A 13234-nucleotide genomic window follows, 5' to 3' on the forward strand; every position below is an offset into this window, starting at 1 on the left:
GGCGACCCGGACACGGCGCTCGGGGCCGCCGCGCTGACCGCGCTGCTGTCCACCGCCGAGGCGATAGGCGTCGACCTGGGGGCGCTCGCGGTCGCCGCGGACGCCGAGCGGGACCGGCTGCACGAGCGGCTCGCGGACTCGGCCGGGCGGGTGGCGCCGGGACGGCCGCCGCTTGACGTCGCGCGCGAGCTCGTGCGCGACCATCCGGGCCGATCGGGGGTTATCGAGGCGGCCAGGTACTGGACGCAGCGCGCGATCGACTTCACGCGCGAGCGGGACCTGGTGCCCTACCACGACGGGGTGTGCCTCGTCGGCGAGGCGCCGCAGTCGCGGCGCTGGGCGATGGCGATGATCTCGACGAACGCGCCCGCCGAGCCGGCCGCGCCCTCGTGGTACTACATCACCCCGCCGGAGGAGTCCTGGCCCGACGCGGAGGCCGAGGAGTGGCTTGAGGTGTTCAGCGCCACCACGCTGCCGGCCATCACCGTGCACGAGGTGGCGCCCGGGCACTTCTCGCACGGCCAGGCGCTGCGCCACGCGCCCGGGCCGGTGCGGCGGACGCTGAGCTCGAGCGCGTTCGTCGAAGGCTGGGCGCACTACGCCGAGGAACTGTGCGTGGAGGAGGGCTTCGGTGCCGGCGACCCCCGGTTCGCCATCGGGGTGTGGCTGGAGGCGCTGGTCCGGGTGACCAGGCTGGCCTGCGCGATAGGCGTGCACACGGCCGGGATGACGGTCGCCGAGGCCGCCAGGCGGTTCGAGGCGGACACCCACCTGGCCGGGCCGGCCGCGCTGTCGGAGGCGCGGCGCGCGACGTTCGATCCCACCTACGGCCGCTACACGTGGGGCAAGCTGGAGATCATCCGGCTGCGGGAGCGGGCGCGGGCGGCATGGGGCGCCGGGTACACCCTGCGGCGCTTCCACGCCGCCCTGATGGAGCTCGGGTCGCCGCCGCTCGGCCTGCTCGGCACCGCGATCGAGCGCGGCTAGGGGATACCGGACGCCGCCGCGAGCGGCGCACGTGAGGGCCGCTGTACGCTAAGGGCGTGCGAAGCCTCACCCGGTTTACCCGGGCTGCCGCCACCGCGAGCGCCGTCGCGTTGTCGGCGCTCGCGCTAGCGGGCTGCACGGCGCACGCGGATGCCGGGCCGTCCATCGCCGCGACCGCCGCGTACATCCAGCAGCCGACGGGCAAGACCACCGACGGGTACTTTGACATCCGCAACAACGGCAGCGCCACCTGGCTGATCTCGGTGACCACGAGCGTGGGCGGCACCGTGGTGTTCCGCGCCCCTGTTCGTTCCGGGGTCGCCCCGGTGGTCATGCACACGGTGTCGGAGATCCCGATCCCCGCGGACTCGACCGTGCAGCTGATCCCGGACAGCTATCACCTGCTGATCACCGACCCCGGCCCGATGACGGACGGCCATGACATCACGCTGCGGCTGAAGTTCGCCCACGGCCGCACGATCACGATCCTCGCCCTGGTCACGAACCCCGAGTCCGGCGGCAGCAGCTACTTCCTCGACTGAGCCGCCAGCACCGCTGCCCGCCGTGCGCCTCGTCAGCATATGTTGACGCCTTCTTTTCCGTCAGCATACGCTGACGGCATGGAACCTGTCCGCGACATCGCGGAGGATGCCGCCAGCACCGACCCCGATGCCGGCCTGCGCTCGGTGGCCGCCCTGCGGGCGCTCACCGAGCGGCTGGAGATCCTCCAGGTCGACAACGCCCGCAGGCTCGGATGGTCCTGGCAGCAGATCGCCGGGCGGCTCGGCGTGACCAAGCAGACCGTGCACCGCAAGCACGGCAAGCGGACCGGAGGGCAACGATGACCGGGCGCATCATGACCCGGGACGCCGGCGCGGTCTCGATCCGGGCGTTTGAGCACGCCGTCCGGCTCGGGCATCCCTACCTCGGCGGGGAGCACTACCTGCTCGCGCGGGCTGCCCGCGACGTTCACCGGCGGCCGGGCCGGTTCAGCCCGCGCCGATGCTCCGGCGCCACGCGGGGGGACGGGGTTTTCCTGCCGCACGGCCCCGGCGTCAACCAGGCACTCGTGGCTGCCCGCCGCGAGGCCGCGGCCCGGCACGCCGCCCAGGCGGACGTCGGGCACCTCGCACTGGGCATCCTCGCCGCCGGCGAAGGACTGGTGCCCACGATCCTGTCCCGGCTCGGCACATCCGGGCCGGCACTGGGCACCGCGATCCTGGACCGCTACCCGTCCGCAAGCTGACCCGCCGGTCACCGGACCCCGCGGCGGGCCGCTCAATTGAGACCCGAACTTCCACAGGTCGTCCGGGTCCTCGCCGGGGAGAACCCAGGTCACCTCGGGATCCTGGCCTGGGTCGCAGCGGCAGCATACGGTCCCGCGCAGCCACTTTTCAGGCGCAATCCAACGATTGCTGCATCAACTGTCGCTCACAGTCGCCCTGCGTCGGTCACGCCTGTCTGCGCTGGCTCCCCGTTTGGCTCTCCGCACCCGGTGATCCGGCCGTCATTGGGTTACATGTGCCTGGCTTCGCCGGTAGGTCGTCGAAAAACCGTTCCCGGCGATGGTCTTCCCTATGCCCCAGAGGCTCCGGCGACCATGCCATGGTCTGCCTCCCCTGTCCTGGTTCACTCCGGTGCTATCGCCGCCTGCAACGTTGGATCCAGTGCGTCCTGGCCTGCCGCGCCCCAGGTAAGGGGAAAGACCACCGGGACGTCTACTCCGGCTCGCCGGTAGGCGCCGATCGTGCTGGCGATCAGTGCCTGATCGCCGACCACGTTGATCGCGTCGACCATTTCGTCGGGCACCGCGGAAAGGGCCCCGGCCCGGTCTCCCGCCCGGTGAGCGGCCCGGATGGCCTGCACGGCCTGGCCGAAGCCGGCCCGGGTGAAGCTGCGGGCGTAGGCGTCGACGACGGCATAGGAGAACAGGTCGTAGCGGGCCCGGGGCGCCGCGGCCGCCCGGTCGCCGACGCCCACGTGGACGTTGGCGTAGATCCTCGCGTTCCCGCCGCGGCGCACCTGTTCCACGCACCACGGCACGTGGCTGGCCGGCAGGTAGTTCAGCAAGACCCCGTCGGCCTGCTCGCCCGCCAGGCGGAGCATCCCCTCGCCCAGGGCGCCCAGGATGATCTCGGGCCGGCGACCGCCAAGCTCGACGCCCAGGCGGAAGCCGCGGACCTGGTAGTAGTCACCGGCGAAGGTGACCGTGCCGCCGGACAGGCACTCGCGCAGCAAGGCGATGAACTCCCGCATCCGGGACAGCGGCTCAGGCTGGTAGTCGGCGCCGTGCCAGTCGCCGGCCACCACCGGCGAGGAGGCGCCCACGCCGAGCAGCACCTGACTGCCGGGAGCCAGCGCCTGCACCGAGGCCGCGGCCATGGCCAGCAACGGCGGGGTACGGACCTGCATGGGAACAACGCCGGTACCCAGCCCGATACCTGGCGCGGCACGCGACACCGCGCCAAGCACGCTGAACGCCTCGGTGCCGGTAACCTCAGCGACCCACAGCGAGCCATAGCCGAGCCGGCCGGCGCGCCCGGCAAGGTCCAGGACGGCGGCAGGCCCGCAGCGGATGAACGGCGCGGCGGTCACCCCAAGCGCGGCACCACCAGCCGGTGCGGCCGGGACGCCAGCCGGTTTCCCCGGTTCCATGACTGGAAGTATCCGGCTGCCGCCCGCCCTATGTCCGGCAGGAATCGGACGTCATCATCTGCATCCCTCCCGCGGAGGCAGCCTGCGGGGCATGCGGGTCACGCACGGCAACCTCCTCCGCGAACCAATCCACCCCGTCCCCTGCCCGGAAGGTAAGCCATCCCGGCGCCCGGAAATACGCCCGCGGCGCTCCGTCCGGGCTTTGCCGTGGCGCTTGCCCTTTCCGACAGTCGCGATATATCGTGGACTGCACATTACCCCGGCACGGAGGCGCAGCGATGGTTTCGGGATCCGAGATGCGGGTTGGGGACGCCGAGCGGGAGGCAACCGCGGCCGAGCTGCGCGAGCACTTCACCAGCGGGCGGCTGACCCTGGAGGAACTCAACGAGCGGCTCGACAAGGCCTTCGCCGCCAAGACCCGCGGTGACCTGGATGCGCTGATGCGCGACCTGCCGTCCGCGCGGCCAGGCGGGGACGGGGCGGCCCGGCCGGACGGTCCCGGCTGGTCCGGGCCCGGGAGCGGCTGGTCAGGCCCGGGCGCCGGGTGGGGAGCGAACGCGGGTCACCGGGCAGGCGCCACGGTCGGCGCGATGGTCTCCACGTTCGTCGTCCTGTGCGCGCTGCTCGTCATCGGCGGCCTGGGAGTGGCAGGCATCGGGACCGGCCGGCCGATCGGCATCGTGCTGATCCTCGCCGCGCTGGCACTGCTGCGCAGGTTCATCTTCCGCCGCCGCGTGCGCACGCGCGGTCCGCGCCGCCGCCGCTGATCGGAGCCCGCTGAGCCCCGACCGGGTTCCCTCGGCCCCCACCTGCGACTTATGGTGGAAGGGACCGAACGTTCCGAGCAAGCACGGGAAGCCCGATGGCGATGCGTTATTACGGCCCCCTCACCGGCCAGGACAGGGAGCCGTTCAGGGCGGCGACAGCGCACGTACGGATAGGGCACGCGGAACGGGACGCCGCCGCGTCCGAGCTCGGTGACCACTACGTGGCGGGCAGGCTCACCCTGGACGAACTGCACGAGCGCCTCGGCGAGGTGTTCGCCGCCAAGACGTACGGGCAGCTGAACCGGATCATGTCCGACCTGCCCGGTCCGCGCGGGCCGTCGAGCGAGCCGGGACCGCGCAGGCTCGCGCACGCGGCGTGGGCGGCCGCGTCCTGGCCGCCGGCCACCTTGCCGCCGGCGCTTGGCGACCGCAGGAACAATACGCCTTCGGACCGGGCAGCCCGGATCGCCGCCGTATCGCTGATCATCATGGCCATGCTGATCTGGCTGTTCACCGCGCTGCTGTTCGCCAGGCACGGCTTCCCGCAGAGTCCCTACGGCGGCGGCTTCCCCGGGGGAAAGCTGGGACCGGGCATCGGGCCGTGACAGGCGGCGGGCGCCGTTACTGCCGTTACTGCTGCACGCGTTGCGGCACCACTAGGTAGCGGAAGTCGGTTCCGGCCTCCCTGCCGCCCGCGCCGCCTGGCGGCCGCTGGGTGATCACGGCGGGCTTGCTTGCGCTGGTGAACTGCAACCTGACCTGGGTGGTGCCGTCGGCGGCGGGCGCCTCGGCCTGCGCCCGGGCCCTGCCCGCCGGGTCGGCCGGGTCCGCAGGAGCCGCCGGGGCCGCAGGAGCCGCCGGGGCCACTGGGGTCATCGGGGGCAGCGCCGCCGCGAGGACGCCGTCGAGCAGGTAGTGCGGGCTGAACGCGATAACCGGCTCGTCCCCCGTGAAGTTCGCCGGAACGTTCTCCCTGGCCCGCGCCTGGCCCTGCGTTCCCGCGCCGACCGTGACCCGTCCCGGCGCGAACGACAGCTGCACCGGGGTGCCCCGCTCGGCGACCAGCGACACCCGGCGCACCGCCTCCGCGAACGCCTGCGCGGGCAGGTCCGCGGTGCAGCCGAACTCCTCAGGGAACCGGGACCGGTACCTGATGAACTCCCCGGCCAGCAGCCGGGTGGTCAGCCGTCGCACGCCGGCCTCGAAGCCGATCATGGCGCCGCCGCCGTCGGCCGCGCCGCCCATCGCCCCCCCGCCGGCGCCCCCGCTTTCCCGCAGCATGATCCGCACGGGCACCCCAGGGCTCATCATCTTCGCCGCGTCGGCCAGCGTCCTGGCCGGCACGAGCACCGCGGCCTTGCCCGCCTCGCGGACATGCTCGCCGATCCAGTCGGCGGGGCTCCAGGCCAGGTCCCTGACGGCAAGCCGGTAGCGGTCCGTGGCGGCGAGCGTCAGCGTCTGCCCGCCGAGCTCGAGGCTGACCGCGGTGAGCATCGGCAGCGTGTCGTCACGGCTGGCGGCCGGGGTGACCTGGCTGATCGCGGCCGCCAGCACCCCGCCGTCCGCGGTCCCGGCCAGCAGCGGCAACTCCGGCAGCTCCGGGTACTCCTCCGGGGGCAGGGTGGCCAGCGTGAAGGCCACCTCGCCGCAGGTCATGCTCACCCCGTCGGGGTCGTCGGCGAACTCCACGGGAAGCCCTGGCAGGCTCCTGGTGATCTCCGCCAGGAGCCTGCCAGGCACCAGGACCGCGCCGGCCTCGGCGACCGCGGCGGGGACGCGCATCCTGGCCGAGACCTCGTAGTCGAAGCAGGACAGCGTGAGCCCGTCCCCGGCGGCGCGCAGCAGCACCCCGCCAAGGACCGGGATGACCGGCCGGACGGGCAGCGTGCGGACCGCCCACGTCACGGCCTCGGCAAGTGCGTCGCGCTCCACCGTGAACTTCATGACCCGCACCTCGCGCTCGTTGTCCGACCCGTCATAGGGGGACATAGTGGCACGCCCCACTGACATTCGGCGAGGGCGCGACGCAGGCCGCGGCCCCCCTTGTTACGCCGCCAGGTACGTGCCGAAGAACGCGAAGATCTTCTGCCAGCCGTCCATCGCCGCCTCGGGCCGGTACGCCGGCCGGTTCACCGAGAAGAACGCGTGCCCGGCGCCCTCGTAGCTGTGGAACTCATACGTCTTGCCTGCCGCCTTCAGCGCCGCCTCGAGTTCGGCCACATGTTCCGGCGACGGGTACTTGTCGTCCGCGCCGAACAGCCCGAGCAGCGGGCAGGACAGGTCGGGCGTCTTGTCGACGATCGGGCCGACCTTCAGCGGCATCCCCTCCGGCGGGGTGCCCACGACAAACGCGCCGTAGCAGTCCACGGCCGCGTCGAGCGGCAGGCTGACCGCGGCGAGGAACGACTGCCGCCCGCCCGAGCAGTAGCCGATCGTCGCGGCCTTGCCGTTGGCGGTCGGCAGTTCCTTCAGGTAGTTCACGGCGCCTGCCACGTCGCCGACCAGCCGGTCGTCGGGCACGCCGCCCGCGGCCCGCGCGGTGGCCGCCGCGTCATCCGGGCTGGCACCCGGCGCCTCGCGCCAGTACAGGTTGGGCACGACGGCGTTGTAGCCGCGGGTGGCGAACGTCCTGGCGATCTCCTTGGTCGGCTCGTCGTACCCCGGCATGTGGTGGATCACCACGACGCCGCCGATCTGCCCGTCCGGCTCGACCGGCCGCGCCGAGTAGGCCTCGATGGTGTCGCCGCCGTGCCCGGTGATCGTGATGCTTTCCGCGATTATCGCGTCAGACATTGCTGAATCTCCTGTCTCGTGTCCGGTCTTACTCCAGGCCGGCGGGGGCCGACTCGAGCACCGCGCCGATCGCCTTCATCAGGGCACGCGCCGCCTCGGCGCTCAGCTCGACGGCGACTCGCGCCGACGGCCCCTGCTCCGGTGCGAGGAAGTCGATGTTCAGGGTGTGTCCGTATGGCGCGTGCACCGGGTGGTCGAAGTAGACGCTGCCCTCCGTCACCCGGAACCAGCCGGACGCTCCCTTGGCGCTGCCGCTGATCGCGACCTTTTCTGTCAGGTACGTGCACATGTCAGGAATCCTCTCGCATGCTTGCCCTGCAGGCTCAGCCGAATCATCCCACCTGGCTTGTTAGCGGCGCGAAAGAACCTCGGGGGGTCGACCCCCGGCCCCGCACGCCGGGCCGCCTGCCGGACGACTGGCAGTGGCAGACTCTTGCCCATGACATACGTAGCCGCTGCTGGCCGGTACGACGAGAAGATGCCCTACCGCCGCTGCGGGCGCAGCGGCATCAAGCTGCCCGCGGTCTCGCTAGGCCTGTGGCAGAACTTCGGTGACCACAGCCCGCTTGACGTGCAGCGGGCGATCCTGCGGCGCGCCTTCGACCTGGGCGTCACGCACTTCGACCTCGCGAATAACTACGGGCCTGCGTACGGCAGCGCCGAGATCAACTTCGGCCGGATCATGCGGGAGGACTTGCGCCCGTACCGGGACGAGCTGCTGATCTCGACCAAGGCGGGCTACGACATGTGGCCCGGCCCGTACGGCGAATGGGGCTCCCGCAAGTACCTGCTGGCCAGCCTGGACGCCTCGCTGCGCCGGATGGGCCTGGAGTACGTGGACATCTTTTACAGCCACCGGTTCGACCCGGACACCCCGCTTGAGGAGACCATGGGGGCGCTCGACACCGCGGTGAAGTCGGGCAGGGCCCTGTACGCGGGGATAAGTTCCTATTCTCCCGAACGGACCCTGGATGCTCTTTCGATCCTGCGCTCCCTCGGCACGCCGCTGCTCATCCACCAGCCGTCGTACTCCATGCTGAACCGCTGGATCGAGGGCGGGCTGCTCGACCTCCTGGGCAGGGAGGGCGTGGGCTGCATCGCGTTCTCGGCGCTGGCCCAGGGCGTGCTGACCGGCAAGTACCTCACCGGGATACCCGAGGGCTCGCGGGCCAGCCTGGACGGCTCGCTGTCGCGGACGCAGCTGTCGGAAAAGACGCTGGCGCACGTCCGGGCGCTGGCGCAGATCGCCGCCGCGCGCGGCCAGAGCCTGGCCCAGCTGGCGGTCTCCTGGGTGCTGCGGGACCAGCGGGTGACCTCGGCGCTGATCGGCGCGAGCAGCGTGGCGCAGCTGGAGGAGAACCTCGCCGCGGCGGGCAAGACGACGTTCACCGCCGGGGAGCTCGCGGCGATCGACCAGGACGCGGTGGAGGCGGGCATCAACATCTGGGCCGCCTCGAGCGCCGGCTGACCGCTGGCGCGTCATGGGCCGCCCAGCCCTCCAGGCCGAATGCGCATTCGGCCCAATCTAGCCGGGCCAGATGCGCATTCGGCCTTAGGGGCAGTTGCCGGCGGGCTCAGGTGCCGATCGCCTGGCGGAACGTGAAGAGGTTCGTGGGGTCGTAGGTCTTCTTGATCTTAACGAGGGTGGCGTAGTTGGCGCCGTAGTAGGCCTGGCGCCAGGTGGTCAGGGCCGGGTCGATGTAGTTCTGGTAGGCCTGGCCGCTGGCGTACGGGCGCATCGAGGTCCAGAACGACTGGAGCCAGTTGTACTGGCGCTGGACGGCCGCCGCGTTCGCGCCGTAGGTCCAGTCGGTGGTGTACTGGGCGCCGAACAGGCAGTTGCGGTGCACGAACGCGGTCGCCGACGGCGAGACGCGGTTGACCGCGCCGCCGAGCGCGTCGAACGCGATGCCGCCGACGCCGCCCGCCGCGCCGGAGACGCCCTGCAGGCTTTGGATGCCGTGCAGCAGGGTGGCGATCCCGGCGCTGCTCAGCGGAGCGGTGAAGAAGTCGGACTTGGAGTACTGCGGCTGGCGGGTCAGCCGCCCGCCGGGGACCTGCCACGGCAGGTGGCAGGCCGTGTAGCCGATCGAGGAGCAGCCCGCCTCAAGCAGCATCGCGTTGAGGTAGGAGAACTGGTTCAGGAAGTAGCCGGACGGGTGCGAGCCTGCCTTGGCGTAGAGCTGGTTGAGCAGGCTCGCCGCGCCGCTGATCGTGCCCAGGTAGCAGCCGCCGACCTGGATCGTCGGGGTCTTGCCGCCTGGCGCCGCGGCCAGGTGCAGATTCGACCACATCGCGTCGGGCGCGTACGGCGCCCAGGACTGCCAGGCGGCGATCACCTTGGCGGCCTGCGACCACGGCCAGGACAGGAAGAACAGCACCGGGGTCGGCGCCACCGTGGCGCTGAACGTGAACTTCGTGACCACGCCGAAGTTGCCGCCGCCACCGCCGCGACAGGCCCAGAACAGGTCCGGGTAGGTCTTTCCGTCGATGTTGAGGATGGCGCCGTTCGCGAGAACGATCTGCAGCGACTCCAGGTGGTCGCTGGTCAGCCCGTACGCGCGGGAGACCACGCCGATGCCGCCGCCGAGCGTCAGGCCGGAGATGCCGACGGTCGGGCAGGACCCGCCGGGGATCGCCCGGTTGGCGGCCGCCAGGGCGTGGTACATGTCGATCAGCCTGGCGCCGGCGCCGACCGTGACGTTGTACCCGGACACGGCGACGCCCGCGATCTTCGAGACGTCGATGATCAGGCCGGTGGTCGTCGAGTAGCCGGCGTAGCTGTGCCCGCCGCAGCGCGCCGCCACCGGGATCTTGAACTTGCGCACGAACGCCAGGCACGTCGCGACGTCCCGCGGGATGATGCAGTACGCGATCCCGGCCGGGCTGATGCTGTCGAAGCGCGGGTCGAACAGCCGGCGGGCGACCGTGTACGAGGCCTCGCCTGGCCGCACCAGCGTGCCGGCGAGGTCCTTGGCCAGCGCGGCCCAGTCGGCCGCCGTGGGGTCGCCGTACGGCGCGAAGTCGGCCCTGATGAACGCGGGCGCGGCGATCGCGGCGGCACCTCCCGCGGCCATGCCGAGGAACGCGCGACGCTTCAGGACAGGCTGTGCAGGAGTGCTCACGCTCTGAAGGACGCCGCGCGGCGGAAAAAGGTTGCGCCGGCCGGGAATAGCTTGAGTAACTCAACTGTTGAGCTTGTCAGGAACTATCCGCAGAGGTGAGGCAGATCGTGAGCATCGGGGCAGGCGAACCGGACAGGGCGCAGGCGGACGCGTCGGCGCTGGACCGGGACATCCTCGACGCGCTCACCGACCTGGTCAAGCAGGCCGGCGCGATCAGCCACTCGATCGCGGCCGGCTTCGGCGTCGCCCCCAGCGACCTGCTGGCCCTGTTCAAGCTCGACGGGGTGCTGACGATGAAGGAGCTCGCGCAGCGGATGGCGTGCGACGCGTCCTTCATCACGGTGATCGCGGACACGCTGGAACGGCAGGGGCTCGTCAGGCGCGAGCCCGGCCAGCGCGACCGCCGGGTCAAGAACCTCGTGCTCACCCCCGCGGGCATCGCCGCGAAGGAGCGGCTGATGCATGAGCTCGCCACCAGGATGCCCTGGTGCTACGGGCTCGACGACACCGAACGGCACTGCTTCCTGAGCCTGCTCAGGAAGATGCTGAGCAGCCCGCCGGGCGACGACGCCGCGAGCGAGAGCGAGAGCGGGCTGGCCGGGAGAGACGGCCCGGTTCGTTCGGGATAAACAGGAATTTTGTCATAAAGACCGCAGTCCGCACGCGGGTGAGTCATGCCCAAAATCCGGTAAAGGGGAATCACCGTGTCCGCAACCTCACGCCAGACGGGGAGCGCGCCCGGCACGTCGGCCGGCATCGCGGCAGCGACGCAGGCGCCGCCGCCCAGACGGCTCGGGCTCGCGCTGGCCGTGATCGCGACCGCGCAGCTCATGGTCGTGCTCGACGCGACGATCGTGAACATCGCGCTGCCGCACGCCCAGGCCGCGCTTGGCTTCTCCAACGGCGACAGGCAGTGGATCGTCACCGGTTACTCGCTCGCGTTCGGCAGCCTGCTGCTGCTCGGCGGGCGGATCGCCGACCTGTTCGGCCGCAAGCGGGTCTTCCTGATCGGGGTCGTCGGGTTCGCCGCCGCGTCGGCGTTCGGCGGCGCCGCGCAGAACTTCGGCATGCTGCTGACCGGCCGGGTCATCCAGGGAGCGTTCGGCGCGCTGCTCGCGCCCGCCACGTTGTCGCTGCTCACCACCACGTTCACGAGCCCGGCCGAGCGCGGCAAGGCGACCGGCATCTACGGCGGCATCGCCGGCGCCGGCGCGTCCGTCGGGCTGCTGCTCGGCGGCGTCCTGACCGAGTACCTGGACTGGCGCTGGGTCATGTACGTCAACGTGGTGATCGCCGTGATCGCGTTCGCCGGCGGCGTCACGCTGCTGCGCCACGTCACCTCGGCGCAGCGCCCTCGGCTCGACCTAGTGGGCACGGTGCTGGCGGGCCTCGGCCTGTTCAGCCTGGTCTACGGGTTCTCGCACGTGTCGATGGCGCCCGGCAGCACGGGCTGGACGCAGCCGGTCACGCTGGTCACGCTGATCGGCGGGGCCGTCCTGCTCGCTCTGTTCGTCGTCGCCGAGCGCCGGGTGGCGCATCCGCTGCTGCCGCTTCGCGTCATCGGTGACCGCAACCGGGCCGGCGCGTACCTGGCGATGTTCCTGGCCGCGATCGGCATGTTCGGGGTGTTCCTGTTCCTGACGTACTACCTGGAGGACACCCTGGCTTACAGCGCGGTGAAGACCGGCGCCGCGTTCCTGCCGCTGACGCTGATCCTGGTCGTGGTCGCGGCGGGCGGCAACACGATCCTGCTGTCCCGGGTCAGCGCGCGGGCGCTTGTCCCGTCCGGGCTGGCGCTTGCCGCGGTCGGCATGGCGTTGCTGAGCCGGATCGGCCTGCACGCCAACTATGCTGCGGACGTGCTGCCTACGCTGCTCGTGGTCGGCTTCGGGCTCGGCCTGGTGTTCGCGCCGGCGTTCACCCTCGGCACGCTGGGCGTCGACCGTGACGACGCGGGCGTGGCGTCCGCGACGATCAACGTCGCGCAGCAGATCGGCGGGTCGATCGGCACCTCGCTGCTGAACACGATCGCGGCCACCGCCGCCGCCGGCTACGTGGCGGCGCACGCCGCGTCGGTCGCCTCGGCGGCCTCGGCCGCCGGCCGGCAGCTCGTCGTGGCGAACTCGCTGATCCACAGCTACCACGTCGTGTTCTGGGTGGCGGCGGGGATCTACGTCGGCGCGGCGGTGCTGACCGCCCTGCTGCTGCGGCCCGGGGTGGCGCTGCCTTCCGGCGCGGATTCCGAGGTTGCGGCGGTGCACGCCTGATGAGCGCCTCCGCGGCGTCCGTCGGTGAGCCTCGGCGGCTTCGGGCGGACGCCGCCCGCAACCGGCAGAAGCTGATCGACGCCGCCGCGGAGGTGTTCGCCGCGCGCGGCCTGGACGCGACGCTCGACGACATCGCGCGGCACGCCGGGGTCAACGTCGCCACCGCGTACCGGCATTTCGCCAACAAGCACGAGCTCGCCCGCGAGTTCCTGCGCCAGTGCGTGGACCGTGCCGTAGCGATCGCCGACTCAGCCGCCGACCAGCCCGATCCCTGGGTCGGGCTGACTGTGTTCCTTGAGCAGACGCTCGAGCTGATCTCGTCCAACCGCGCGCTGGTTGACGTGCTGAAGCGGGCCTACGGCGTGGAGCAGTTCGCCGACCTGGTGCACCGGACCACGGCGGCGCTCGAGCGGCTGCTGGCCCGGGGCCGGGAGGCCGGGGTGATCCGCGCGGACGTCGCCGCGACCGACTTCGCGCCCACCCTGGAGATGCTCAGCGCCATCACCGGCACCGGCGTCCCCGGCCTGCCGCACCGTTACATCGGCCTCATCCTCGCCGGGCTGCGCCCCGGCGGGGAACGGTTGCCCGGGCGGCCGCCGACCGAGGAACTGCTGCGGCAGGTCGCGGCGGCCAAGCCCCA

15 protein-coding genes are annotated in these 13234 nt (G+C 71.8%); 10 read left to right on the forward strand and 5 right to left on the reverse strand.

Annotation, left to right across the window (positions count from 1 at the left end):
• The 4 genes from Q1N79_RS10165 to Q1N79_RS10180 form a co-directional block, all read left to right on the forward strand.
• The coding region (locus Q1N79_RS10165) for a DUF885 family protein (RefSeq protein ID WP_300607350.1) at positions 1 to 987 on the forward strand (987 nt) is incomplete at its 5' end.
• Positions 988 to 1043: 56 nt separating this feature from the next.
• Complete coding sequence (locus Q1N79_RS10170) at positions 1044 to 1529, forward strand: copper chaperone PCu(A)C (protein ID WP_300607352.1); 486 nt, start codon at positions 1044 to 1046, stop codon at positions 1527 to 1529.
• A 78-nt stretch (positions 1530 to 1607) separates the two neighbouring features.
• Positions 1608 to 1832 carry a helix-turn-helix domain-containing protein gene (locus tag Q1N79_RS10175; RefSeq protein WP_300607355.1) on the forward strand — a complete coding sequence of 75 codons (225 nt, stop codon included), beginning with the start codon at positions 1608 to 1610 and terminating at the stop codon, positions 1830 to 1832.
• A complete protein-coding gene (locus Q1N79_RS10180) occupies positions 1829 to 2233 on the forward strand; it encodes a Clp protease N-terminal domain-containing protein (RefSeq protein ID WP_300607357.1) in 405 nt (134 codons plus the stop codon). Before Q1N79_RS10175 ends, Q1N79_RS10180 begins: the two co-directional genes overlap by 4 nt.
• A gap of 383 nt (positions 2234 to 2616) precedes the next feature.
• Here Q1N79_RS10180 and Q1N79_RS10185 read toward each other — a convergent pair whose 3' ends face one another.
• The gene (locus tag Q1N79_RS10185; RefSeq protein WP_300607360.1) at positions 2617 to 3642 is read right to left on the reverse strand and encodes an LLM class F420-dependent oxidoreductase; all 1026 of its coding nucleotides are present in this window, start codon (positions 3640 to 3642) and stop codon (positions 2617 to 2619) included.
• Between the two features lie 296 nt (positions 3643 to 3938).
• Between Q1N79_RS10185 and Q1N79_RS10190 the strand changes: the two genes are divergently transcribed.
• Entirely contained in the window at positions 3939 to 4409 is a 471-nt protein-coding gene (locus Q1N79_RS10190; RefSeq protein WP_300607362.1) for a DUF1707 domain-containing protein, read from the forward strand.
• Between the two features lie 95 nt (positions 4410 to 4504).
• Positions 4505 to 5014, forward strand: coding sequence for a DUF1707 domain-containing protein (locus Q1N79_RS10195; RefSeq protein ID WP_300607365.1), 510 nt, complete (start codon positions 4505 to 4507; stop codon positions 5012 to 5014).
• Positions 5015 to 5039: 25 nt separating this feature from the next.
• Here the strand turns inward: Q1N79_RS10195 and dnaN are convergent, their stop codons facing one another.
• From dnaN to Q1N79_RS10210, 3 genes are read right to left on the reverse strand one after another with little or no spacing between them, the layout of a single operon-like run.
• A complete protein-coding gene (dnaN, locus tag Q1N79_RS10200) occupies positions 5040 to 6398 on the reverse strand; it encodes a DNA polymerase III subunit beta (protein WP_300607368.1) in 1359 nt (452 codons plus the stop codon).
• Positions 6399 to 6455: 57 nt separating this feature from the next.
• Positions 6456 to 7202: a dienelactone hydrolase family protein gene (locus Q1N79_RS10205; RefSeq protein ID WP_300607371.1), complete on the reverse strand. Its 747-nt coding sequence runs from the start codon at positions 7200 to 7202 to the stop codon at positions 6456 to 6458.
• A gap of 28 nt (positions 7203 to 7230) precedes the next feature.
• Positions 7231 to 7491: a DUF6295 family protein gene (locus Q1N79_RS10210; RefSeq protein ID WP_300607374.1), complete on the reverse strand. Its 261-nt coding sequence runs from the start codon at positions 7489 to 7491 to the stop codon at positions 7231 to 7233.
• Between the two features lie 150 nt (positions 7492 to 7641).
• On the opposite strand from Q1N79_RS10210, the gene mgrA reads away from it, so the two are divergent.
• On the forward strand, positions 7642 to 8670 hold the full coding sequence (mgrA, locus tag Q1N79_RS10215; RefSeq protein ID WP_300607377.1) for an L-glyceraldehyde 3-phosphate reductase: 1029 nt from the start codon (positions 7642 to 7644) through the stop codon (positions 8668 to 8670).
• Between the two features lie 106 nt (positions 8671 to 8776).
• Here the strand turns inward: mgrA and Q1N79_RS10220 are convergent, their stop codons facing one another.
• A complete protein-coding gene (locus tag Q1N79_RS10220; protein WP_300607380.1) occupies positions 8777 to 10327 on the reverse strand; it encodes an FAD-binding oxidoreductase in 1551 nt (516 codons plus the stop codon).
• Positions 10328 to 10434: 107 nt separating this feature from the next.
• Here Q1N79_RS10220 and Q1N79_RS10225 point away from each other — a divergent pair, with 107 nt between their 5' ends.
• From Q1N79_RS10225 to Q1N79_RS10235, 3 genes are all read left to right on the forward strand, one after another.
• Positions 10435 to 10956 carry a MarR family transcriptional regulator gene (locus tag Q1N79_RS10225; RefSeq protein WP_300607383.1) on the forward strand — a complete coding sequence of 174 codons (522 nt, stop codon included), beginning with the start codon at positions 10435 to 10437 and terminating at the stop codon, positions 10954 to 10956.
• Positions 10957 to 11031: 75 nt separating this feature from the next.
• On the forward strand, positions 11032 to 12594 hold the full coding sequence (locus tag Q1N79_RS10230) for a DHA2 family efflux MFS transporter permease subunit (RefSeq protein ID WP_300607386.1): 1563 nt from the start codon (positions 11032 to 11034) through the stop codon (positions 12592 to 12594).
• Positions 12594 to 13234, forward strand: a 641-nt coding sequence (locus Q1N79_RS10235; protein ID WP_300607389.1) for a TetR/AcrR family transcriptional regulator, incomplete at its 3' end; no start/stop codon positions are given. The genes Q1N79_RS10230 and Q1N79_RS10235, both read left to right, overlap by 1 nt.

Source organism: Trebonia sp. (genome assembly GCF_030042015.1).
In the GTDB taxonomy this organism is placed as follows: domain Bacteria; phylum Actinomycetota; class Actinomycetes; order Streptosporangiales; family Streptosporangiaceae; genus Trebonia.

Bases quoted from the DNA above. Each gene is read 5' to 3' on its own strand.
- Q1N79_RS10185 (WP_300607360.1), bottom strand. From the start codon at position 3,642: ATGGAACCGGGGAAACCGGCTGGCGTCCCGGCCGCACCGGCTGGTGGT.
- Q1N79_RS10210 (WP_300607374.1), bottom strand. From the start codon at position 7,491: ATGTGCACGTACCTGACAGAAAAGGTCGCGATCAGCGGCAGCGCCAAG.
- Q1N79_RS10205 (WP_300607371.1), bottom strand. From the start codon at position 7,202: ATGTCTGACGCGATAATCGCGGAAAGCATCACGATCACCGGGCACGGC.
- mgrA (WP_300607377.1), top strand. From the start codon at position 7,642: ATGACATACGTAGCCGCTGCTGGCCGGTACGACGAGAAGATGCCCTAC.
- dnaN (WP_300607368.1), bottom strand. From the start codon at position 6,398: ATGTCCCCCTATGACGGGTCGGACAACGAGCGCGAGGTGCGGGTCATG.
- Q1N79_RS10195 (WP_300607365.1), top strand. From the start codon at position 4,505: ATGGCGATGCGTTATTACGGCCCCCTCACCGGCCAGGACAGGGAGCCG.
- Q1N79_RS10175 (WP_300607355.1), top strand. From the start codon at position 1,608: ATGGAACCTGTCCGCGACATCGCGGAGGATGCCGCCAGCACCGACCCC.
- Q1N79_RS10180 (WP_300607357.1), top strand. From the start codon at position 1,829: ATGACCGGGCGCATCATGACCCGGGACGCCGGCGCGGTCTCGATCCGG.
- Q1N79_RS10190 (WP_300607362.1), top strand. From the start codon at position 3,939: ATGCGGGTTGGGGACGCCGAGCGGGAGGCAACCGCGGCCGAGCTGCGC.